The following is a 19666-nucleotide window of genomic DNA, read 5'->3' on the forward strand; positions in this document are numbered from 1 at the left end:
ACTCGGAATCCTATTGCGGGCCACTCCTAGGCTGTTCATCGTGAGTGCTGCCCCCGCCATCGTCCTCATCGCACCCGCGCACCCCGACGAGATGCAGGCCGGGTTCGGCCGCTACGTCGCGGAGTACGACGTCCGCCTCGCGCGGTCCTGCCACGACGCACTCCAGGTCACCCACGACATCGTCCGCGCGGGCGGCACGGTCGCCCTGTTCGCGAGCGAGTCCGTGCTGCCCGACGCCGAGGTCCTGGTCTGCTTCCACAAGCTGCGCGAGAAGGTGCCGACCGCGCGCCGCGTGATCGCCGCGCACTGGGACCGGTTCATCACCGACGCGCCCGGCCTGCGTCCCGGCATGGCGAAGGGCAAGTACGACGCGTTCCTCCTCATGCCGCGCGGCACCCGCGACGAGGAGTTCCACAACGCGATCACCGACCTGCTCTCCGACTGGGGCTCGACGGTCGCGGACCCGGAGGTCGTCTCGGTCAAGATCGTCAGCCCGGTGCGCGACGGGCTGACGCTGGCGATCCAGGACTTCTTCGACCGGATGGGCATGCCGAACAAGGTCTACGAGCCCGACTCCGACGGAGGTCGCTACGTCCTCGATCAGTGGGACGGCGAGCCGGCGTACCCGCTCGTGTGCGCGATCAACCGGCCGGTCGTCCACGCGACCAGCGTCCGCGACGTCGCGGTCGCGATGTACGGCGCCCCGACCGAGCTCGACCTCGACCACGTCGTCGACCTCGCGGTGGTCGGTGGCGGGCCGGCCGGGCTCGCCGCCGCGGTCTACGCCGCGTCCGAGGGCCTGTCGACGGTGGTCCTCGAGGCCGAGGCGATCGGCGGGCAGGCCGGCACCAGCTCGATGATCCGCAACTACCTCGGCTTCCCGCGGGGCATCTCCGGGATGCGGCTGGCCCAGCGCGCCCGCAACCAGGCGCTGCGCTTCGGCGCGCAGTTCTTCACCGGCCAGGTCGTCGACGAGCTGCGGCCCGGGACCGGCGGCGACCCGCACGTGCTGTGCACCGAGACCGGCGAGGTCCGCGCCCGCGCGGTCGTCGTCTCGAGCGGCGTCGCCTACCGCAAGCTCCGCGTGGACCCGGTCGAGGAGCTGGTCGGGATGGGCGTCTACTACGGCGCCGCGATGACCGCGGCCCGCGAGATGGAGGGCCAGGACGTGTACGTCGTCGGCGGTGGCAACTCCGCCGGCCAGGCCGCCGTCCACCTGGCCCGGTTCGCCCGCTCGGTGACGATCCTGGTCCGCCGGCCCAGCCTCGCGGAGACGATGTCGGCGTACCTCATCGGCGAGATCGAGTACAACAGCCGCATCCACGTCCGCACCTGCACCGCCGTCGTCGACGGCGGCGGCGACGGCCGGCTCGAGTGGCTGGCGCTGGAGGACGTCCAGACCGGCGAGCGGGAGCGGGTGCCGGCGTACGGCCTGTTCCTGCTGCTCGGCGCCGAACCGCGCTGCGACTGGCTGCCCGGCGCGGTCGCGCGCGACGCGCGCGGCTTCGTGCTGACGGGGCGCGACGTGCCCCAGGACTTCTGGGCCGACGGCCTGCCGCCGGAGCCGCTCGCGACCACGGTGCCCGGCATCTTCGCCGCCGGCGACATCCGTGCGGGCTCGATGAAGCGGGTCGCCTCGGCGAGCGGAGAAGGCGCGTCGGTCGTGCCGCTCGTGCACGCCTACCTGGCGCCCTAGAGCTCCGAGCGGTACGGCGGGTCCGCGCCCGGTCGCGACACCGTGACCGCGGCGGCCCGGGCCGCGTGGGCGAGGACCTCCTCGATCTCGGCGGTCGTCAGGCGGTCCGGCGAGCGGTCCCAGAGCGCGTCGATCACGGCCGCGCCGAACGTGTCGCCCGCCCCGATGGTGTCGGCGACGTCGACCGGGAGCGAGGCGACCTCGACGGTGTGCTCGGTGCTCACCCACGTCGCGCCGTCGCCGCCGCGGGTCACGACGACCGCGGACGGCCCGAGCGTCAGCACGTGCCGGGCCGCAGCCGTCGGGTCGAGGTGCGGGTACAACGCCTCCAGGTCCTCGTCGGACGCCTTGACCACGTCGGCCGCCGCGGCCATCCGCTCGACCCGGGCGACCAGGTCCGGCCCGGTGCCCGTGATCGCGGGCCGCACGTTGATGTCGTAGGTGACCGTCGCCCCCTCCAGCCCGCGCAGCACCTCGAGCACCTGACCGGCCCCGGGCTCCAGCACCGCGCCGATCGAGCAGACGTGCACGACGACGGGCTCGGCCACCTCGACCTCGCCGATGCGCCAGCTGAGGTCGAACTCGTACGACGCCGACCCGTCGACGCCGATCGTCGCCGCCGCCGTCGCGGTCCGCTCGAGCACGACCGGGTCGCTGGCCAGGTCGACGCCCGCGTCCGCCAGGTGCCGGGCCAGCACCCGGCCCCGGGCGTCGTCGGCCCACGCGGTCACGAACCGCACCGGCCGGCCGAGGCGCGCGAGCGCGACGGCGACGTTGGCCGCGCTGCCCCCGGCGTACTCGACGCTCCGACCGTCCGCGCGGTGCACGATGTCGATCAGCGACTCACCGATGACCAGGACGCTCTGCATGGGACGTCTCTACCATGCCCGCATGGACGTGCACCCGCTCGACCCGGCCTCCGGCACCGCCCCGTACGAGCAGCTGCGCAGCCAGATCGCGCGGCGGGCGGCGTCCGGTGACCTCGTCGCCGGTACCCGGCTGCCGACGGTCCGCGCCCTCGCCGAGACCCTCGGCGTCGCGGTGAACACCGTCGCCAAGGCCTACCGCGCCCTCGAGACCGACGGCGTGATCACCACCGAGGGCCGCCGCGGGACCTTCATCGCGTCAGCCACCCCGGGCGCCGACGTCCGCGACGCCGCCGCGACGTACGTCGACACCGCCCGCCGCCAGGGCCTCACCCTCCCCGAAGCCCTCCGCCTCGTCGAGAACGCCTGGTGACCACCACGTTGAATCGGGACTTCCGGTCCGTTCAATCGGGAGTTCTGGTCACGACTCGACGTCGTCCGAAATGACACCGACCCGCCGGATCGCTCCGGCGGGTCGGTGGTGAAGCAGGGGCCTGGATCAGGCCTTGTCGTCGGTCTCCTCGGCGGGGGCCTCGTCGGCGACGGGCTCCTCCTCGGCGACGACGCTCTCCTCGGTCGACGCCTCGTCGGTCTGCGCCGTGGGCGCCTCCTCGGTGGCGGTCTCCTCGGCAGCGGTCTCCTCGGCAACGTCCTCCACGAGAGCGTCCTCGGCGACGACCGGCTCCGGGGCGGCAGCGGCCGGAGCGGCCTTCTTCTTGGTGCTCGCCGGCTTCGGCTTGTAGGCCTCGGTCACCAGCTCGATCACGGCCATCGGCGCGTTGTCGCCCTTGCGGGGACCGATCTTGGTGATCCGGGTGTAGCCACCCGGACGCTCCGCGAACGTCGGCGCGATGTCGGTGAAGAGGGTGTGGACGACCGACTTGTCGCGGATGGTCTTGAGGACCTCGCGACGGTTGTGCAGGTCGCCCTTCTTCGCCTTGGTGATCAGCTTCTCCGCGTGCGGGCGCAGGGCACGCGCGCGGGACTCCGTCGTGGTGATCCGGCCGTGCTCGAAGAGCTGGGTGGCCAGGTTCGCCAGGATCAGGCGCTGGTGGGACGGGCTACCGCCGAGGCGGGGACCCTTGGTGGGCTTGGGCATTGTCTCTCTCGATTCTCTCCGGCCGTATCAGGTACCGGGGTAGACGACCCGTCAGGCGACGGGTCGATTTGATTTCAGTACTGCTCGTCCTCGACGAAGGCGTCGTCGTCGTCATCGCCGTACGCCGCGAGAGCGGCGTGCGGGTCGAAGCCGGGCGCGCTGTCCTTGAGGGACAGGCCCATCTCGACCAGCTTGGCCTTGACCTCGTCGATCGACTTCGCACCGAAGTTGCGGATGTCGAGCAGGTCCTGCTCCGAGCGGCTGATGAGCTCACCCACGGTGTGGATGCCCTCGCGCTTGAGGCAGTTGTAGGAGCGGACGGTCAGCTGCAGGTCCTCGACCGGGAGGGCGAGGTCGGCAGCCAGCTGCTCGTCGACCGGCGACGGGCCGATGTCGATGCCCTCGGCCTCGACGTTCAGCTCGCGCGCCAGACCGAACAGCTCGACCAGGGTCTTGCCGGCCGAGGCGATCGCGTCGCGAGGACGGATCGACGGCTTGGTCTCGACGTCGATGACGAGCTTGTCGAAGTCGGTGCGCTGCTCGACACGGGTGGCCTCGACCTTGTAGGTCACCTTGAGGACCGGGCTGTAGATCGAGTCGACCGGCATCCGGCCGATCTCGTTGTCCGCGCCCTTGTTCTGGACGGCCGACACGTAGCCGCGGCCACGCTCGACGACCAGCTCCATCTCCAGCGTGCCCTTGTCGGACAGCGTGGCGATCTTGAGGTCGGGGTTGTGGACCTCGACGCCGGCCGGCGGAGCGATGTCCGCGGCGGTGACGTCACCGGCACCCGACTTGCGCAGGTACATGGTGACGGGCTCGTCGTGCTCCGAGGAGACGACCAGGCCCTTGAGGTTGAGGATGATCTCGGTGACATCCTCCTTGACGCCCTCGATGGTCGAGAACTCGTGGAGGACGCTGTCGATCCGGATGCTGGTGACCGACGCACCGGGGATCGAGCTCAGCAGGGTACGGCGCAGCGAGTTGCCGAGCGTGTAGCCGAAGCCGGGCTCGAGGGGCTCGATGACGAACCGCGAGCGGAACTCGTCGACGGTCTCTTCCGACAGGGTGGGGCGCTGTGCGATGAGCACTTGTTCTTTCCTTTCCGGGTCCGACCGCTATTTGAAGGGCCCGAATGTGCTGAGTGACGGAAGGATGGTCGGCGCCCCGATTCCCTTGCGGATGATCGGGGCGCCTCCCGGATTACTTCTTCGAGTAGTACTCGACGATGAGCTGCTCCTGGACGGGCAGGTCGATCTGCGCCCGGACGGGAAGCTGGTGCACCAGGATGCGCATCCGCGAGGGGATGGCCTCGAGCCACGCCGGAACGACGCGCTCGCCGTGGGTCTCGCGAGCCACGATGAACGGGGTCATCTCCAGCGACTTCTCGCGCACGTCGATCACGTCGTGGGCCGACACCTGGTACGACGGGATGTCGACCTTCTTGCCGTTCACCTTGAAGTGACCGTGCACGACGAGCTGACGCGCGTGGCGGCGGGTCCGGGCGAAGCCGGCGCGGTACACCACGTTGTCGAGACGGCACTCGAGGAGCTGCAGCAGGTTGTCACCGGTCTTGCCGGAACGACGCGAGGCCTCGACGTAGTAGTTGTGGAACTGGCGCTCGAGGATGCCGTAGGTGAAGCGAGCCTTCTGCTTCTCCTGCAGCTGCGAGCGGTACTCGCTCTCCTTGATGCGGGCGCGGCCGTGCTGGCCGGGAGGGTAGGGGCGACGCTCGTAAGCCTGGTCGCCACCGACGAGGTCGACGCCGAGACGGCGCGACTTCTTGGTCATGGGGCCGGTGTAACGGGCCATTTTCTACAAGTCTCCTGTTCTCGGTCGCGTGATCAGACGCGGCGACGCTTGGGCGGGCGGCAGCCGTTGTGCGGCGTGGGCGTGACGTCCTGGATGGTGCCGACCTCGAGGCCGATCGCACCCAGGGAGCGGATCGCCGTCTCGCGGCCCGAACCCGGGCCCTTCACGAAGACGTCGATCTTCTTCATGCCGTGCTCCATCGCCCGGCGACCAGCGGCCTCAGCAGCCATCTGCGCGGCGAACGGGGTGGACTTGCGCGAGCCCTTGAAGCCGACGGTGCCGGCCGAGGCCCACGAGATCACCGCACCGGTCGGGTCGGTGATCGTGACGATCGTGTTGTTGAACGTGCTCTTGATGTGAGCTTCGCCGATGGCGACGTTCTTCTTCTCCTTGCGGCGCACCTTCTTGGCGCCGGCCGCGGTGCGGCTCTTGGGAGGCATGCAGTTATCTCCTGAAGTAGCTGGTCTGTGGGTGAGAGCTCAGTGACTCGCGCGAACGCGAAGGGTCACTTCGCCTTCTTCTTGCCGGCAACCGTGCGCTTCGGGCCCTTGCGGGTACGAGCGTTGGTCTTGGTGCGCTGACCGCGGACCGGAAGGCCCTGGCGGTGGCGGCGACCCTGGTAGCTGCCGATCTCGATCTTGCGGCGGATGTCGGCCTGGACCTCACGACGGAGGTCACCCTCGATCTTGAAGTTGGCTTCGATCTCATCGCGGAGCTTGACCAGCTCTTCGTCACCCAGCTGGTGGACGCGCAGGTCCGGGTTGACCCCGGTGGCGGCCAGGAGCTGCTGGGCGCGAGTACGGCCGATGCCGTAGATGTAGGTGAGTGCGATCTCGATGCGCTTGTCGCGCGGGAGGTCAACACCAACGAGGCGTGCCATGTGGCTTGTCCTTCTTGTTGTTCGCAGCGGTTTCGGTCGTGTCGCGTCCTGTCCTCGTGTGTCCAGGCCCCAGCCATCTGCTCCGGGGGTGATTCGCAGGTCTTCCTGCTAAGCGATCACGTTGTGTTTTCTTCAGTTGTTGCTCTTCAAGCGGTAGGAGCCCGCTTCGCGGCCTCCTACTGATCTCGCCTCGTTCGGCCCCGACTCCGTCGGGTACGAACGTGCGAGATCAGCCCTGGCGCTGCTTGTGGCGCGGGTTCTCGCAGATGACCATGACGCGGCCGTGGCGACGGATCACCTTGCACTTGTCACAGATCGGCTTGACGCTCGGGTTGACCTTCACGGTCAGTCCTCTTTTCGGCTGCTCGGCGGTTACTTGTACCGGTAGACGATCCGACCTCGCGTGAGGTCGTACGGCGAGAGCTCCACCACCACGCGGTCCTCGGGGAGGATCCGGATGTAGTGCTGGCGCATCTTGCCGCTGATGTGGGCGAGAACCTTGTGCCCGTTGCTCAGCTCGACGCGGAACATGGCATTCGGCAGGGCCTCCACGACGGTGCCCTCGATCTCGATCACGCCTTCTTTCTTCGGCATGTCCTCCACAATCTGTCGGTTGGTTGTCTACCGTGTGGCCCGGGAACCTCCACCGCTGGTGCGGTGGTGGACCTCGTGCAGCCGCCTGGTGGACCTCTTCCCAGGCGCACGGCCGAAGCGCTGTCTCCAGCGATTCAGGCGTACATCTGGGCAGCCGCGAGGCACCACGAAGCAGACCCACGTTGGGCCGACACGCCAGTCTAGCCGGAGCGGGACCCGAATCCACAATCCGCCCGCGCGGACCCGGCCGCTAGCCTGACCGGGTGAGCGAGCCCTACCGCGTGTCCCTGGCGATGATCGTGCGGGACGAGGCCCGCTGCATCACCCGGTGCCTGGAGAGCGTGCGCGACCACGTCGACGAGATGGTGGTCGTCGACACCGGGTCGACCGACACCACGGTACAGCTCGCGCGCGACGCCGGCGCCATCGTCCACCACACCGCGTGGGTGGACGACTTCGCCGCCGCCCGCAACGTGTCGCTCGAGCACTGCTCGGGTGACTGGATCCTGATGCTCGACGCCGACGACTGGCTCGAGGACGGCGCGGAGGTGCTGGAGGCGCTGCGCTCCACCGCCCCGACGTACGCCGGCATCGTGGAGATCGTCGGTCGCACCCGCGGAGACGTCGTGAGCACCAGCCCGTCGATCCGGGTGTTCCCCGCCGGCACCCGCTACGCCGGTCGCGTCCACGAGCAACCCCAGCTCGAGGTCGAGGAGCGGGCGCTCGCGATCCGCATCGCCACCGACGGCTACCAGGCCGAGCAGCTGGAGCGGAAGGTCGGCCGCAACCAGCGGCTGCTCGAGATGGCGCTCGTCGAGGACCCCGAGAACGCCTATCTCTGGTACCAGCTCGCCCGCGAGCACGGGCACGCCGGCGCCCACGCCGCCGCCTGCCTGGGCTTCGAGCGGGCCAACCAGCTCGACGGTCCGACCCGGCCGGACTCCCCGCCCTGGCGGCACGGCCTGGTGGTGCAGTACGTCGCCAGCCTGCTGCTGGCGGGTCGCACCCAGGACGCCGTCGACCTCGCCGCCGACGAGCTCCCCCACTGGGAGCACTCCTCGGACTTCCTCTACGTGCTGGGGCACGCCCTGAACCAGCACGCGCTCGCCCATCCCGAGATCGCCGAGCAGGTCCTGCCCATGGCCGAGGAGGCCTGGCAGACCTGCCTCGCCCTCGGCGACGCCAGGCTCGTCGGCTCGATCGAGGGCCACGGCAGCTACCTCGCGGCGCGCGAGCTCGTCGGGCTGTACGAGCGCCAGGGCCGCGAGCAGGACGCGGAACGGGTCCGGCCGCTCGCCGTACGGCAGTAGGCTCCGCGGGTGACAGCCACGTACCGGGTCTCCCTGGCGATGATCGTGCGCGACGAGGCCCGCTGCATCGAGCGGTGCCTCGAGAGCGTGCGGGAGCTGGTCGACGAGATGGTCGTGGTCGACACCGGCTCCACCGACGACACCGTCGCGCTGGCCGAGGCGGCGGGCGCGACCGTCCACCACGTCACGTGGGCCGACGACTTCGCCGCGGCGCGCAACGTCGCGCTCGGCCACTGCACCGGCGACTGGGTGCTGGTCCTCGACGCCGACGAGTGGCTCGTCTCCGGCGCGGAGGTCGTCACGTCCCTGCGCTCGGCGGAGCCGGTGTTCACCGGGGCGGTCGAGATCGCCAGCCCGACCAGCGACGGCACCGTGACGATGATCCGCCAGGTCCGGGTGCTCCCCAGCGGCGCCCGTTACACCGGTCGGATCCACGAGCAGCCGGACGTGATCGGCGAGGAGCGCGCCCTCGACGTCCGCCTGGAACACGACGGCTACCTCGCCGAGCAGCTCGCGAGCAAGGCGGGGCGCAACCGCCGCCTGCTCGAGATGTCCCTCGCGGAGGATCCGGAGAACCCGTTCCTCTGGTTCCAGCTCGCCCGCGCCCACGACGTCGCGCGCAGCCCCGCCGCTGCGTGCCTGGGGTTCGAGCGCGCGTACCAGCTGACCGGACCGACCGGCCCGACCCCACCGCCGTGGCGGCACCCGTTCGTCGTCCGGTTCCTCGCCTGCCTGGTGATGACCGGGCGCACCCAGGACGCGATCGACTTCGCGGTGTCGGAGCTGGAGCACTGGCAGGGGTCGGCGGACTTCCAGTTCATGCTGGGTCATGCGCTGCACCAGCATGCGCTGGCACACCCCGAGCTGCAGCCGGAGGTGCTGCCCCTCGCCGAGGACGCCTGGCTGACCTGTCTGAGCCTCGGCGACTCGAGCCTCCCGGGCGCGACCATCGGCCACGGCACCTTCCTCGCCGCCCGCCAGCTGGTGAGCCTCTACGAGAGCCTGGGCCGGGAGCCGGACGCGGCTCGGCTGCGACCGCTCACGCAGCCCTAGACCAGAAGGCGCAGCGTCTCCTCGCGCGCCGGGCTGGCACCCGGCTCGGTGCCGGCGTAGGCACCCGCGACCGGGTGCACCATCACCTCGTCCACGCCGTACGCCGCCGCGAGGTCGTCGATGCGTCGCTTCGCCTGGTCGGGCGCGCCGATCACCCAGCGCTGCGCCATCGCCTCGACGACCTCGACGTGCGCCGGCGGGAGCTCGACCTTCTCGGCCTCCTCGACGAGCCGCTGCGGACTCAGCTCCTGGCCCGTGCGCAACGCCAGCATCGCCTGCAGCTGGGGCAGCGCGAGGCGGGCCGCCTCCTCCTCGGTCTCAGCGACCACCGCGTTCACGGTGAGGAACGTCCTCGGCTCGGCGAGCTCCGGCGACGGCTTGAACGTCGACCGGTAGAGCGCGAGCGCCTCGGCCGTGCCCGAGCCGGAGAAGTGGTGGGCGAAGACGTAGGGCATGCCCTTCTCGGCCGCCAGCCGTGCGGAGTAGTCCGACGACCCGAGCAGCCAGATCATCGGGACACCCCGGGCGCCGGGCGTGGCCTTGAGCGGGTAGGTCCGCCCCTGGATGCTGAGGCCGACGCCGTCGGGCTCCATCATCGCGAGCACGTTGTCGACGTACTCGGGGAACCGCGTCACCGCCTCGTCGCTCACTCCCCCGGCGCCGTGCCGCAGCGCGTACGACGTCACCGGGTCGCTGCCGGGCGCGCGCCCGATGCCGAGGTCGATCCGTCCCGGGAACGCCGCCTCGAGCAGCGCGAACTGCTCGGCGACCACCAGGGGCGCGTGGTTCGGCAGCATCACGCCCCCGGAGCCCACCCGGATCCGCTCGGTCGCACCGGCGACCAGCCCGATCAGCACCGGCGGGTTCGTGGCCGCGACCGCCGGCATGTTGTGGTGCTCGGCGAGCCAGTAGCGCTGGTAGCCGAGCTGGTCGGCGACCCGCGCCAGGGACAGGGTCGAGGCGAGCGCGTCGCCCGTCGCCTGGTCGGAGCGGACAGGGACGAGGTCGAGGACGGAGAGCTGAGGCATCGTCGGGTGAACGACGATCCCCGGAGCGCTATTCCGCCGCCGCCTCCTCCTTGGCGCGGTCCCGGCCGTCCTTGATCAGGCTGGCGACCGCGGTGACGACCAGCGTCGTGATGATCACCGCGAGGCTGAGCAGCGACGAGATGTCCGGGACGTGCACCGGGTGACCGTCGTTGATGAACGGCAGCTCGTTCTCGTGCAGCGCGTGCAGGACCAGCTTGACGCCGATGAACGCCAGGATGAACGCCAGCCCCAGCGAGAGGTACACGAGCCGCTCCAGCAGGCCACCGAGCAGGAAGTACAGCTGGCGCAGACCCATCAGCGCGAACACGTTGGCCGTGAACACGAGGTACGGCTCCTGCGTGATGCCGAAGATCGCCGGGATCGAGTCGAGCGCGAACAGCAGGTCCGTGGTGCCGAGCGCGATGATCACGATCAGCATCGGGGAGACGACGCGGGCGCCGTTCTGGTGGTACCAGAGCTTGAGGCCGTGGTACTCGTCGCCCACGTTGAGGTGCGACTGGGCGAACTTCACGATCCGGTTCTCCTCCGGATGCTCGTCCTCGTGGCTGCGATAGCTCTTCACCAGCGAGACCGCGGTGTAGACGAGGAACGCACCGAAGGCGTAGAAGACCCAGCTGAAGTTCTCGATCAGCTGGTAGCCGAGCGCGATGAAGATGCCGCGGAAGACCAGCGCCAGGATGATGCCCACCATCAGGGCTTCCTGCTGGTACTCCCGGGGGACGCGCAGCGCGGCCATCAAGATGATGAAGACGAAGAGGTTGTCGATCGAGAGTGAGTACTCGGTCAACCAGCCGGCGTAGAACTCGATGCCGTAGTCGTGGCCATGGAACGTCCACACCCAGACGCCGAAGGCGATCGCCGCACCGATGTAGACGCTCAGCGCGACGGCGCACTCGCGGAAAGACGGCTCGTGGGGGTCACGCGCGATGACGATGACGTCGAACGCGAGCACCGCGACCGTGATCGCGATGGTGATGCCCCATTCGAGGGACGTTACTTCCACAGACAGCTCCTGGGGTGAGGGGACACGAAGTCGTCAGGAGTCTCTTCCGCCGTCCTGGTGACGACCCACGGCCCCGGAGCTGGTAGCTCGTACTGACGAGACCGCAGCGAAGGAATACTCCCCCCTGCGGTGCCCATCCAAGCACATCTCAGTCAACGGCCACCGAACGGGACACCCAGCGCGGACAGCGCGGCCTCCCCGCCGTCGAGGGCGGTGAGCACCCACGTGCCCGTCGAGGTGAGCGTGAAGGTGTGCTCGAAGTGGGCCGCCCAGCTGCCGTCCTCGGAGACGACGGTCCAGTCGTCCTCGAGCAGCTCGGTGTGCTTGCTCCCGAGCGTGAGCATCGGCTCGACCGCGAGGGCGATGCCCTCGACCAGCTTGGGGCCCTTGCCGGGGCGGCCGTAGTTCGGCACGTTCGGCGCCATGTGCATCTCCGAGCCGATGCCGTGGCCGGTGTAGTCCTCGAGGATCCCGTAGCGGCCCTGACCGCGGACGTGGCGCTCGACGGCGTGGGAGATGTCGGTGACCCGGCCTCCGAGCCGGGCGGCGGCGATGCCGCGCCACATGGACTCCTCGGTGACCCGCATCAGCTCGGACACCTCGGGAGGCACGGCGCCGACGGCCACCGTGATCGCGGCGTCCCCGTGCCAGCCGTCGACGATCGCACCGCAGTCGATGGAGATGACGTCGCCCTCGGCGAGCACACGCCCGCCGGGGATCCCGTGGACGACCTCGTCGTTCACGGACGCGCAGATCGAGCCCGGGAAGCCGTGGTAGCCCTTGAACGACGGGGTCGCGCCGGAGCTGCGGATGTTGTCCTCCGCGATCGCGTCGAGCTCGCCGGTGCTGATGCCGGCGCGCACGCTTGCGCGCAGCAGCTCCAGGGTCTGGCCGACCACGAGGCCGGCCCGGCGCATCAGGTCGATCTGCTCGGGCGACTTGATCTCGACCCCGCGGTCGAGGAGCCCCATCGGCTCAGGACTCCGGGATGATGTCCAGCGCGGCGAAGATGCGCTGGGTGACCTCGGCGACCTCGCCCATGCCGTCGACCTCGACCACGAGCCCGCGGCTGCGGTAGACGGCGATCAGCGGCTCGGTCTGCTCGAGGTAGACCTCCTGGCGCCGGCGGATGACATCCTCGGTGTCGTCGGCGCGGCCCTCGACCTGGGCGCGCTGCAGCAGCCGGCCCACGATCTCGTCCTGGTCGACGGTCAGGACCACCACGGCGTCGAGCCGATGTCCGGTGAACCGGATCATCCCGTCGAGCTCCTCGACCTGCGCGAGCGTGCGCGGGTAGCCGTCGAGGAGGAAGCCGTTGGCGGCGTCGGGCTCGTCGATGCGGTTGCGCACCATCAGGTTGGTGACCTCGTCGGGGACGTAGTCACCGGCATCCATGTACCGCTTGGCCTCGAGACCGAGCTCGGTCCCCTGCGAGACGTTGGCGCGGAAGATGTCCCCCGTGGAGATCGCGGGGATCTTGAAGTGCTCGGCGATGAACTTCGCCTGGGTGCCCTTGCCCGCCCCCGGCGGGCCCATGATGATCAGACGCATTTAGCGGAGGAATCCTTCGTAGTTGCGCTGCTGGAGCTGGCTCTCGATCTGCTTGACCGTGTCGAGGGCCACGCCGACCATGATCAGGATGCTGGTGCCGCCGAACGGGAAGTTCTGGTCGGCCCCGATCATCGCGAACGCGATCAGCGGGATGAGCGCGATGATGCCGAGGTACAGCGCGCCGGGCAGCGTGATGCGGGAGAGGACGTAGGACAGGTAGTCCTGAGTCGGCTTGCCCGCCCGGATCCCGGGGATGAAGCCGCCGTACTTCTTCATGTTGTCCGCCACCTCTTCAGGGTTGAAGGTGATGGACACGTAGAAGTAGGTGAAGAAGATGATGAGGACGAAGAAGATGCCCATGTAGACGGGGCTGCCCGTCTGCACCAGGTAGTCGTTCACGAAGTTCGACCACCAGGTGTCCGCCTCCGGGTTGAACGACGCCAGCATCGCCGGCAGGTACATCAGCGACGAGGCGAAGATGACCGGGATGATGCCGGCCTGGTTCACCTTGAGGGGGATGTAGGTCGAGCTGCCGCCGAACATCTTGCGGCCGACCATGCGGCGGGCGTACTGCACCGGGATCCGGCGCTGCGCCTGCTCGACGAAGATGACCGCGGCGATGATGACCAGGCCGATCAGCAGCACGATGCCGAAGACCCACCAGCCCTGTTCCTTCTGGACCTTCCACAGGGAGGCCGGGAACGTCGCGACGACCTGGGTGAAGATCAGGATCGACATGCCGTTGCCGATGCCGCGCTCGGTGATCAGCTCGCCCAGCCACATGATCACGGCGGTGCCGGCGGTCATCGTGACGACCATGACCAGGAACGTCGCGGTGCCGTCGTTGTGCAGCAGCGGGTACAGCTCGGGGTCACAGCCCTGGAGCAGCTGGCCCGAGCGGGCCAGCGCCACGATCCCGGTGGCCTGCAGGACCGCGAGGCCGAGCGTGAGGTACCGGGTGTACTGCGTGATCTTGGTCTGGCCGGCCTGTCCCTCCTTCTTCAGCGCTTCGAGCCGCGGGATGACCACGACGAGCAGCTGGAGGATGATGCTCGCGGTGATGTACGGCATGATGCCGAGCGCGAACACCGTGAGCTGGAGCAGGGCTCCGCCGGAGAACAGGTTCACCAAGCTGTAGAGCTCAGCGTTGGCGCCGGAGTTGACGACGTCGACACAGGTCTCCACGTTGGCGACATTGACGCCCGGGGTCGGGACCTGGGACCCGAACCTGAAGATCGCGATGATCATCAGGACGAACAGCAACTTCCGTCGCAGGTCCGGGGTCCGGAAAGCGTTCGCGAACGCGCTCAGCACGAGATCCTCTTTCTCCAAGCATGAAGCGGCCCCTGCGACTCGCTCGCAAGGACCCGTGGAAGCCTAACAGGCAGGCCGCAACCCCCAGAATGCGCATCGGGCGCGGACGGTCCTGCCTCAGACAGGACCGCCGCGCCCGGAGCGCTGGAGCGGGTCACCCGTGGCTCACACCAGGGTGGTGGTGCCGCCGGCGGCCTCGATCTTCTCCTTGGCGGAGGCCGAGAACGCGTTGGCGGAGACCTGGACCTTCACCGAGATGTCGCCCTGGCCGAGCACCTTGACCGGGTGCCCGTCGCGGACGGCGCCCTTCGCCACGAGAGCGTCGACGTCGACCGTGCCGCCCTCGGGGAACAGGTCGCTGATCCGGTCGAGGTTGACGACCTGGAACTCCACCTTGAACGGGTTCTTGAAGCCCTTGAGCTTCGGAAGCCGCATGTGGATCGGCATCTGGCCACCCTCGAAGGCCGAGGGGACCTGGTACCGGGCCTTGGTGCCCTTGGTACCGCGACCGGCCGTCTTGCCCTTCGAGCCCTCACCGCGACCCACGCGGGTCTTCGCGGTCTTGGCGCCGGGGGCAGGCCGCAGGTGATGCAGCTTGACCGTCATGTCACTCCACCTCCTCGACCGTCACGAGGTGACGGACGGTGTTGACCATGCCGCGGATCTCCGGGCGGTCCTCCTTGACGACGACATCGCCGATGCGCTTGAGACCGAGCGTGCGCAGGGTCTCGCGCTGGTTGGCCTTGATGCCGACGGTGCCCTTCTTCTGCTGGACCTTGAGCTGCGCCATCAGGACGACACCTCCGCCGACACGCCGGCCGGGACCTCGACGCGAGCCTTGAGCAGGGCCGCCGGGGCGACCTGCTCGACCGGGAGGCCACGGCGGGCCGCAACAGCCTCGGGCTGCTCCAGCATCTTCAGGGCCTCGACGGTCGCGTGCACGATGTTGATCTGGTTCGACGACCCGAGCGACTTGCTCAGGATGTCGTGGATGCCGGCGCACTCGAGTACCGCACGCACCGGACCACCGGCGATCACACCGGTACCGGGAGCGGCCGGGCGCAGCATGACCACGCCGGCGGCCTTCTCGCCCTGGACCGGGTGCGGGATCGTGCCCTGGATGCGGGGGACGCGGAAGAAGTTCTTCTTCGCCTCCTCGACACCCTTGGCGATCGCTGCCGGGACTTCCTTGGCCTTGCCGTAGCCGACGCCAACGAGACCCTCACCGTCGCCGACGACCACGAGGGCGGTGAAGCTGAAGCGACGACCACCCTTCACGACCTTGGCGACACGGTTGATCGCAACGACGCGCTCGATGTAGGCGGTCTTGTCAGCACCCTGGCCGCGACGGTCGTCGCGTCCACCACGGCGCTCGCCACCACGCTGTCCGCGCTGGGCTCCGCTCATGAGACTTCCTCTTCTCTCTTACTTGTCTGTGCGATCAGAAGGTCAGGCCGCCGGCGCGAGCGCCGTCGGCCAGGGCCGCGATGCGACCGTGGTACTTGTTGCCGGCGCGGTCGAAGACGACCCCGTCGACACCAGCGGACTTGGCGCGCTCGGCGACGAGCTCGCCGACCTTCTTGGCCTTGGCGGTCTTGTCACCCTCGAAGCCGCGCAGGTCCGACTCCATGGTGGACGCGGACGCGAGCGTCTTGCCCACCAGGTCGTCGACGACCTGGACGCTGATGTGCTTCGAGGAGCGGGTGACGACCAGGCGCGGGCGCTCGGCGGTGCCGTGCAGCTTCTTGCGGCCGCGGACCTGCCGACGCAGACGGGACTTGACCCGCTTGGCAGTGTGCTTGTTGTTCGAAAGCGAGATCGCCATGGTCACTTACCAGCCTTTCCGACCTTGCGGCGGATGTGCTCACCCGCGTAGCGAACGCCCTTGCCCTTGTAAGGCTCAGGCTTGCGCAGCTTGCGGATGTTGGCGGCAACCTCGCCGACCAGCTGCTTGTCGATCCCCTGGACGCCGAGCTTGGTCGGACCCTCCACCGCGAAGGTGATGCCCTCAGGAGCGTTGAACGTGATCGGGTGCGAGTAGCCGAGCTGGAACTCCAGCTGGGTCGGACCCTTGGACAGGACGCGGTAACCCACGCCCACGATCTCGAGCTTCTTCTCGTAGCCCTCGGTGACACCGACGACCATGTTGTTGACCAGCGTGCGGGTCAGGCCGTGGAGCGCCTTGCTCTGGCGCTCGTCGTCGGGGCGCTTGACGTCGAGGACGCCGTCGCCCTTCTCGACCGTGATCGGCGCGGCAACGGTGTGCGACAGCGTGCCCTTCGGGCCCTTCACGGTCACCTGCGCGCCGTCGATCGCGACGTCGACACCGGACGGGACCGCAACGGGGAGCTTGCCAATACGCGACATGCTTGTGTTCTCCTTCTCGGTCTCGTCGTTACCAGACGTAGGCGAGGACTTCCCCACCCACGCCCTTCTGGTTCGCCTGGCGGTCGGTCAGCAGGCCCTGGCTCGTCGAGATGATCGCGACGCCCAGGCCGCCGAGCACCTTCGGGAGACCCGTGTGCTTGGCGTACACCCGGAGACCGGGCTTGCTGATGCGGCGGACACCTGCGATCGAGCGCTCGCGGTTGCGGCCGTACTTCAGGGTGATGGTCAGCGTCTTGCCGACCTCGCCCTCGGCCGGGTCCTTCACGTCGAACGACGTGATGTAGCCCTCCTGCTTGAGGATCTCCGCGACGCCCTGCTTGAGCTTGCTGTACGGCATGGAAACCGCGTCGTGGTACGCCTGGTTGGCGTTGCGCAGACGAGTGAGCATGTCTGCGATCGGGTCAGTCATCGTCATGATGGGTTTTCTTTCTCGCCGTGGTTTCGACAGTCACGGTGGACTGCCGACCTTCAACGTGTGTGAGGGATTACCAGGAGGACTTGGTGACGCCGGGCAGCTCGCCGCGGTGCGCCATCTCCCGCAGGCAGATGCGGCACAGGCCGAACTTGCGGTAGACGGCCTTCGGCCGGCCGCAGCGCTGGCAGCGGGTGTAGCCGCGGACAGCGAACTTCGGCTTGCGAGCGGCCTTGACCTTGAGCGCGGTCTTCGCCATGTCAGTTCTCCTTGAACGGGAAGCCGAGCTGCTTCAGCAGCGCGCGACCCTGCTCGTCGTTGGTGGCGGTGGTGACGATCGTGATGTCCATACCGCGCGAGCGGTCGATCTTGTCCTGGTCGATCTCGTGGAACATGACCTGCTCGGTCAGACCGAAGGTGTAGTTGCCCCGGCCGTCGAACTGGTTCGGGTTCAGGCCCCGGAAGTCGCGGATACGCGGCAGCGCGAGCGACAGCAGGCGGTCCAGGAACTCCCACATCCGGTCGCCGCGCAGCGTGGTGTGCGCACCGATCGGCATGCCCTCACGCAGCTTGAACTGCGCGATGGACTTGCGGGCCTTGGTCACCAGCGGCTTCTGGCCGGTGATCGCGGTGAGGTCCTTGACCGCGCCCTCGATCAGCTTCGAGTCGCGAGCCGCCTCGCCGACGCCCATGTTGACCACGATCTTGGTCAGGCCGGGCACCTGCATGACGTTGGCGATGTCGAACTCGGAGCGGAGCGCGGGGAGGATCTCCTCGCGGTACCGGGTCTTGAGACGCGGGGTAACCGCGGCAGACGCAGTCGTCTCGGTCATCAGATTTCCTTACCGGTCTTGCGGGAGATGCGCACGGAGCGCTCCGCCTTGTAGGTCGAGCCGTCCGGGCGGCGCTTGGTGACCTCGTCACGGCGGAAGCCGATCCGGGTCACGCCGTCGCCCTCGACGAGCATCACGTTCGACACGTGGATCGGCGCCTCGGCGGTGATGATGCCGCCGGTGGTGCCGGCGCGACCGCCCTGGTTCACGACCTTGGTGTGCCGCTTGATGCGGTTCACGCCCTCGACGATCACCCGCTGCTCCTCACGGAGCACCTGGATGACCTTGCCCTCGGCGCCCTTGTCCTTGCCGGCGATCACCTTGACGGTGTCGCCCTTCTTGATGTTCACGCTCTTGGCCATGTTCAGAGCACCTCCGGTGCGAGCGAGATGATCTTCATGAACTTCTTCTCGCGCAGCTCGCGACCGACGGGGCCGAAGATGCGGGTGCCCCGCGGCTCGCCGTCGTTCTTCAGAATGACGGCGGCGTTCTCGTCGAAGCGGATGTACGAACCGTCCGGGCGGCGGCGCTCCTTGACGGTGCGCACGATGACGGCCTTGACGACGTCACCCTTCTTCACGTTGCCACCGGGGATCGCGTCCTTCACGGTGGCGACGATGACGTCGCCGATACCGGCGTAGCGCCGACCCGAGCCACCGAGAACACGGATGCAAAGGATCTCCTTCGCACCGGTGTTGTCGGCGACCTTGAGTCGCGACTCCTGCTGAATCATTTCTTCTCCTGCTTGTCGTGCCGGTTCTCATCGCCTCGCGGGCGCTGAGCCTGGCCGAACGGGTGGATTACTTGGCCTTCGGCCGCCTTCGGCGGCTAAAGCTTGTGCGCTCGGGTGACACGAGCGAGCTCGGTCACCGCTCGCTTACTTCGCCTTCTCGAGGACCTGGACGACGCGCCAGCGCTTCGTGGCCGACAGCGGGCGGGTCTCCATGATCAGGACTCGGTCGCCGATGCCGCACTCGTTCTGCTCGTCGTGTGCCTTGAGCTTGCTCGTGCGGCGCATGACCTTGCCGTAGAGCGCGTGCTTCACGCGGTCCTCGACGGTCACGACCACGGTCTTGTCCATCTTGTCGGAGACGACCAGGCCCTCACGGGTCTTGCGGGCGTTCCGCTCTGCGGTCTGCTCGCTCATGCGTCACCATCCTCGTTGCTGTCCTGACCCGGGGTGGTCCGGATGCCGAGCTCGCGCTCACGCACCACGGTGTAGATCCGGGCGATGTCCTTCTTGACCGTGCGGAGCCGGCCGTGGCTCTCCAGCTGGCCGGTGGCCGCCTGGAAGCGGAGGTTGAAGAGCTCCTCCTTGGCCTCACGCAGCTTGGCCTCGAGGTCGACGGCGTTCAGCTCGTCGAGCTCGTGAGCAGTGGTAGCCATCAGAATTCACCTGCTTCGCGGGAGATGAACCGGCACTTCATCGGCAGCTTGTGCATCGCACGGCGCATGGCCTCGCGGGCAACAGCCTCGTCCACACCGGAGAGTTCGAACATGACACGGCCCGGCTTGACGTTGGCGACCCACCACTCCGGCGAACCCTTACCGGAACCCATGCGGGTCTCGGCAGGCTTCTTGGTCAGCGGGCGGTCCGGGTAGATGTTGATCCAGACCTTGCCGCCACGCTTGATGTGACGGGTCATGGCGATACGGGCCGACTCGATCTGCCGGTTGGTCACGTAGTGACCCTCGATCGCCTGGATACCGAACTCACCGAAGGCGAGCCGGGTGCCGCCCTTGGCCGCACCGGTCCGCTTGGGGTGGTGCTGCTTGCGGTGCTTGACACGACGGGGCATCAGCATG

General features: G+C 68.6%; 30 protein-coding genes. 4 read left to right on the top strand and 26 right to left on the bottom strand.

Annotated features, from left to right (window positions below):
• The first annotated feature begins 40 nt into the window (after positions 1-40).
• Positions 41-1696: an NAD(P)/FAD-dependent oxidoreductase gene (locus ABD875_RS18385; RefSeq protein ID WP_345180885.1), complete on the top strand. Its 1656-nt coding sequence runs from the start codon at positions 41-43 to the stop codon at positions 1694-1696.
• On the opposite strand, the gene ABD875_RS18390 is transcribed toward ABD875_RS18385, so the two are convergent.
• Positions 1693-2565 (bottom strand): carbohydrate kinase family protein, encoded by an 873-nt coding sequence (locus ABD875_RS18390; protein WP_345180887.1) that lies wholly within the window; start codon positions 2563-2565, stop codon positions 1693-1695. The two genes, ABD875_RS18385 and ABD875_RS18390, sit on opposite strands and share 4 nt — an antisense overlap.
• A 22-nt stretch (positions 2566-2587) precedes the next feature.
• On the opposite strand from ABD875_RS18390, the gene ABD875_RS18395 reads away from it, so the two are divergent.
• Complete coding sequence (locus ABD875_RS18395; RefSeq protein ID WP_345180889.1) at positions 2588-2935, top strand: GntR family transcriptional regulator; 348 nt, start codon at positions 2588-2590, stop codon at positions 2933-2935.
• Between the two features lie 126 nt (positions 2936-3061).
• On the opposite strand, the gene rplQ is transcribed toward ABD875_RS18395, so the two are convergent.
• The 7 genes from rplQ to infA form a co-directional block, all read right to left on the bottom strand.
• Positions 3062-3661, bottom strand: coding sequence for a 50S ribosomal protein L17 (gene rplQ / locus ABD875_RS18400; protein ID WP_345180891.1), 600 nt, complete (start codon positions 3659-3661; stop codon positions 3062-3064).
• A 74-nt stretch (positions 3662-3735) separates the two neighbouring features.
• Positions 3736-4752, bottom strand: a complete 1017-nt coding sequence (locus tag ABD875_RS18405) for a DNA-directed RNA polymerase subunit alpha (RefSeq protein WP_345180893.1) — start codon at positions 4750-4752, stop codon at positions 3736-3738.
• A 112-nt stretch (positions 4753-4864) separates the two neighbouring features.
• Positions 4865-5473 (bottom strand): 30S ribosomal protein S4, encoded by a 609-nt coding sequence (rpsD, locus tag ABD875_RS18410; protein WP_345180895.1) that lies wholly within the window; start codon positions 5471-5473, stop codon positions 4865-4867.
• A 32-nt stretch (positions 5474-5505) separates the two neighbouring features.
• Positions 5506-5913, bottom strand: a complete 408-nt coding sequence (gene rpsK, locus ABD875_RS18415; RefSeq protein WP_243058866.1) for a 30S ribosomal protein S11 — start codon at positions 5911-5913, stop codon at positions 5506-5508.
• 65 nt (positions 5914-5978) lie between these two features.
• Positions 5979-6353 (bottom strand): 30S ribosomal protein S13, encoded by a 375-nt coding sequence (gene rpsM / locus ABD875_RS18420; protein ID WP_243058867.1) that lies wholly within the window; start codon positions 6351-6353, stop codon positions 5979-5981.
• A gap of 229 nt (positions 6354-6582) precedes the next feature.
• Positions 6583-6696, bottom strand: a complete 114-nt coding sequence (gene rpmJ / locus ABD875_RS18425) for a 50S ribosomal protein L36 (RefSeq protein ID WP_004008316.1) — start codon at positions 6694-6696, stop codon at positions 6583-6585.
• Positions 6697-6725: 29 nt separating this feature from the next.
• Complete coding sequence (gene infA / locus ABD875_RS18430; RefSeq protein WP_011757309.1) at positions 6726-6947, bottom strand: translation initiation factor IF-1; 222 nt, start codon at positions 6945-6947, stop codon at positions 6726-6728.
• Positions 6948-7210: 263 nt separating this feature from the next.
• Between infA and ABD875_RS18435 the strand changes: the two genes are divergently transcribed.
• Together ABD875_RS18435 and ABD875_RS18440 are read left to right on the top strand one after the other, a co-directional pair.
• Positions 7211-8257 (top strand): glycosyltransferase family 2 protein, encoded by a 1047-nt coding sequence (locus ABD875_RS18435; RefSeq protein ID WP_345180902.1) that lies wholly within the window; start codon positions 7211-7213, stop codon positions 8255-8257.
• A 9-nt stretch (positions 8258-8266) separates the two neighbouring features.
• On the top strand, positions 8267-9310 hold the full coding sequence (locus ABD875_RS18440) for a glycosyltransferase family 2 protein (RefSeq protein ID WP_345180904.1): 1044 nt from the start codon (positions 8267-8269) through the stop codon (positions 9308-9310).
• On the opposite strand, the gene ABD875_RS18445 is transcribed toward ABD875_RS18440, so the two are convergent.
• From ABD875_RS18445 to rplP, 18 genes are all read right to left on the bottom strand, one after another.
• The gene (locus tag ABD875_RS18445) at positions 9307-10338 is read right to left on the bottom strand and encodes an LLM class flavin-dependent oxidoreductase (protein ID WP_345180906.1); all 1032 of its coding nucleotides are present in this window, start codon (positions 10336-10338) and stop codon (positions 9307-9309) included. The two genes, ABD875_RS18440 and ABD875_RS18445, sit on opposite strands and share 4 nt — an antisense overlap.
• A gap of 28 nt (positions 10339-10366) precedes the next feature.
• Positions 10367-11362: a TerC family protein gene (locus ABD875_RS18450; protein WP_345180909.1), complete on the bottom strand. Its 996-nt coding sequence runs from the start codon at positions 11360-11362 to the stop codon at positions 10367-10369.
• Positions 11363-11514: 152 nt separating this feature from the next.
• The gene (map, locus tag ABD875_RS18455; RefSeq protein ID WP_345180911.1) at positions 11515-12333 is read right to left on the bottom strand and encodes a type I methionyl aminopeptidase; all 819 of its coding nucleotides are present in this window, start codon (positions 12331-12333) and stop codon (positions 11515-11517) included.
• A gap of 4 nt (positions 12334-12337) precedes the next feature.
• On the bottom strand, positions 12338-12913 hold the full coding sequence (locus tag ABD875_RS18460; RefSeq protein WP_345180913.1) for an adenylate kinase: 576 nt from the start codon (positions 12911-12913) through the stop codon (positions 12338-12340).
• Positions 12914-14227: a preprotein translocase subunit SecY gene (secY, locus tag ABD875_RS18465; RefSeq protein WP_345180915.1), complete on the bottom strand. Its 1314-nt coding sequence runs from the start codon at positions 14225-14227 to the stop codon at positions 12914-12916.
• 165 nt (positions 14228-14392) lie between these two features.
• Positions 14393-14833 (bottom strand): 50S ribosomal protein L15, encoded by a 441-nt coding sequence (gene rplO / locus ABD875_RS18470; RefSeq protein ID WP_345180917.1) that lies wholly within the window; start codon positions 14831-14833, stop codon positions 14393-14395.
• Between the two features lies 1 nt (position 14834).
• Positions 14835-15017: a 50S ribosomal protein L30 gene (gene rpmD, locus ABD875_RS18475; RefSeq protein ID WP_085873116.1), complete on the bottom strand. Its 183-nt coding sequence runs from the start codon at positions 15015-15017 to the stop codon at positions 14835-14837.
• Positions 15017-15634 (bottom strand): 30S ribosomal protein S5, encoded by a 618-nt coding sequence (rpsE, locus tag ABD875_RS18480; RefSeq protein ID WP_243058874.1) that lies wholly within the window; start codon positions 15632-15634, stop codon positions 15017-15019. The genes rpmD and rpsE overlap by 1 nt, the downstream gene beginning before the upstream one ends.
• A gap of 34 nt (positions 15635-15668) precedes the next feature.
• Positions 15669-16052, bottom strand: coding sequence for a 50S ribosomal protein L18 (rplR, locus tag ABD875_RS18485; protein ID WP_345180923.1), 384 nt, complete (start codon positions 16050-16052; stop codon positions 15669-15671).
• 2 nt (positions 16053-16054) lie between these two features.
• Positions 16055-16594 carry a 50S ribosomal protein L6 gene (rplF, locus tag ABD875_RS18490; RefSeq protein ID WP_345180925.1) on the bottom strand — a complete coding sequence of 180 codons (540 nt, stop codon included), beginning with the start codon at positions 16592-16594 and terminating at the stop codon, positions 16055-16057.
• A gap of 28 nt (positions 16595-16622) precedes the next feature.
• Positions 16623-17030 (bottom strand): 30S ribosomal protein S8, encoded by a 408-nt coding sequence (rpsH, locus tag ABD875_RS18495; RefSeq protein WP_345180927.1) that lies wholly within the window; start codon positions 17028-17030, stop codon positions 16623-16625.
• A 70-nt stretch (positions 17031-17100) separates the two neighbouring features.
• Positions 17101-17286, bottom strand: a complete 186-nt coding sequence (locus ABD875_RS18500) for a type Z 30S ribosomal protein S14 (RefSeq protein ID WP_011757321.1) — start codon at positions 17284-17286, stop codon at positions 17101-17103.
• A 1-nt stretch (position 17287) separates the two neighbouring features.
• Positions 17288-17860 carry a 50S ribosomal protein L5 gene (rplE, locus tag ABD875_RS18505; protein ID WP_345180929.1) on the bottom strand — a complete coding sequence of 191 codons (573 nt, stop codon included), beginning with the start codon at positions 17858-17860 and terminating at the stop codon, positions 17288-17290.
• On the bottom strand, positions 17860-18222 hold the full coding sequence (gene rplX, locus ABD875_RS18510; protein ID WP_345180932.1) for a 50S ribosomal protein L24: 363 nt from the start codon (positions 18220-18222) through the stop codon (positions 17860-17862). Before rplX ends, rplE begins: the two co-directional genes overlap by 1 nt.
• Positions 18223-18224: 2 nt before the next feature.
• On the bottom strand, positions 18225-18593 hold the full coding sequence (gene rplN, locus ABD875_RS18515; RefSeq protein ID WP_017932847.1) for a 50S ribosomal protein L14: 369 nt from the start codon (positions 18591-18593) through the stop codon (positions 18225-18227).
• 144 nt (positions 18594-18737) lie between these two features.
• Positions 18738-19007, bottom strand: a complete 270-nt coding sequence (rpsQ, locus tag ABD875_RS18520; protein ID WP_243058880.1) for a 30S ribosomal protein S17 — start codon at positions 19005-19007, stop codon at positions 18738-18740.
• Entirely contained in the window at positions 19004-19246 is a 243-nt protein-coding gene (gene rpmC, locus ABD875_RS18525) for a 50S ribosomal protein L29 (RefSeq protein ID WP_345180937.1), read from the bottom strand. Before rpmC ends, rpsQ begins: the two co-directional genes overlap by 4 nt.
• Positions 19246-19665, bottom strand: coding sequence for a 50S ribosomal protein L16 (gene rplP, locus ABD875_RS18530; protein WP_345180939.1), 420 nt, complete (start codon positions 19663-19665; stop codon positions 19246-19248). The genes rpmC and rplP overlap by 1 nt, the downstream gene beginning before the upstream one ends.
• Position 19666: the final 1 nt, after the last annotated feature.

Origin of the sequence: Nocardioides caricicola (assembly GCF_039541135.1) — a bacterium.
Taxonomy (GTDB): Bacteria; Actinomycetota; Actinomycetes; order Propionibacteriales; family Nocardioidaceae; genus Nocardioides; species Nocardioides caricicola.

Coding starts and splice junctions, on each gene's coding strand:
- ABD875_RS18390 (WP_345180887.1), bottom strand. CDS start 2,565: ATGCAGAGCGTCCTGGTCATCGGTGAGTCGCTGATCGACATCGTGCAC.
- ABD875_RS18395 (WP_345180889.1), top strand. CDS start 2,588: ATGGACGTGCACCCGCTCGACCCGGCCTCCGGCACCGCCCCGTACGAG.
- rplQ (WP_345180891.1), bottom strand. CDS start 3,661: ATGCCCAAGCCCACCAAGGGTCCCCGCCTCGGCGGTAGCCCGTCCCAC.
- rpsD (WP_345180895.1), bottom strand. CDS start 5,473: ATGGCCCGTTACACCGGCCCCATGACCAAGAAGTCGCGCCGTCTCGGC.
- rpsK (WP_243058866.1), bottom strand. CDS start 5,913: ATGCCTCCCAAGAGCCGCACCGCGGCCGGCGCCAAGAAGGTGCGCCGC.
- rpsM (WP_243058867.1), bottom strand. CDS start 6,353: ATGGCACGCCTCGTTGGTGTTGACCTCCCGCGCGACAAGCGCATCGAG.
- infA (WP_011757309.1), bottom strand. CDS start 6,947: ATGCCGAAGAAAGAAGGCGTGATCGAGATCGAGGGCACCGTCGTGGAG.
- ABD875_RS18445 (WP_345180906.1), bottom strand. CDS start 10,338: ATGCCTCAGCTCTCCGTCCTCGACCTCGTCCCTGTCCGCTCCGACCAG.
- map (WP_345180911.1), bottom strand. CDS start 12,333: ATGGGGCTCCTCGACCGCGGGGTCGAGATCAAGTCGCCCGAGCAGATC.
- ABD875_RS18460 (WP_345180913.1), bottom strand. CDS start 12,913: ATGCGTCTGATCATCATGGGCCCGCCGGGGGCGGGCAAGGGCACCCAG.
- rplO (WP_345180917.1), bottom strand. CDS start 14,833: ATGACGGTCAAGCTGCATCACCTGCGGCCTGCCCCCGGCGCCAAGACC.
- rpmD (WP_085873116.1), bottom strand. CDS start 15,017: ATGGCGCAGCTCAAGGTCCAGCAGAAGAAGGGCACCGTCGGCATCAAG.
- rpsE (WP_243058874.1), bottom strand. CDS start 15,634: ATGAGCGGAGCCCAGCGCGGACAGCGTGGTGGCGAGCGCCGTGGTGGA.
- rplR (WP_345180923.1), bottom strand. CDS start 16,052: ATGGCGATCTCGCTTTCGAACAACAAGCACACTGCCAAGCGGGTCAAG.
- rplF (WP_345180925.1), bottom strand. CDS start 16,594: ATGTCGCGTATTGGCAAGCTCCCCGTTGCGGTCCCGTCCGGTGTCGAC.
- rpsH (WP_345180927.1), bottom strand. CDS start 17,030: ATGACGATGACTGACCCGATCGCAGACATGCTCACTCGTCTGCGCAAC.
- ABD875_RS18500 (WP_011757321.1), bottom strand. CDS start 17,286: ATGGCGAAGACCGCGCTCAAGGTCAAGGCCGCTCGCAAGCCGAAGTTC.
- rplE (WP_345180929.1), bottom strand. CDS start 17,860: ATGACCGAGACGACTGCGTCTGCCGCGGTTACCCCGCGTCTCAAGACC.
- rplX (WP_345180932.1), bottom strand. CDS start 18,222: ATGGCCAAGAGCGTGAACATCAAGAAGGGCGACACCGTCAAGGTGATC.
- rplN (WP_017932847.1), bottom strand. CDS start 18,593: ATGATTCAGCAGGAGTCGCGACTCAAGGTCGCCGACAACACCGGTGCG.
- rpsQ (WP_243058880.1), bottom strand. CDS start 19,007: ATGAGCGAGCAGACCGCAGAGCGGAACGCCCGCAAGACCCGTGAGGGC.
- rpmC (WP_345180937.1), bottom strand. CDS start 19,246: ATGGCTACCACTGCTCACGAGCTCGACGAGCTGAACGCCGTCGACCTC.
- rplP (WP_345180939.1), bottom strand. CDS start 19,665: ATGCTGATGCCCCGTCGTGTCAAGCACCGCAAGCAGCACCACCCCAAG.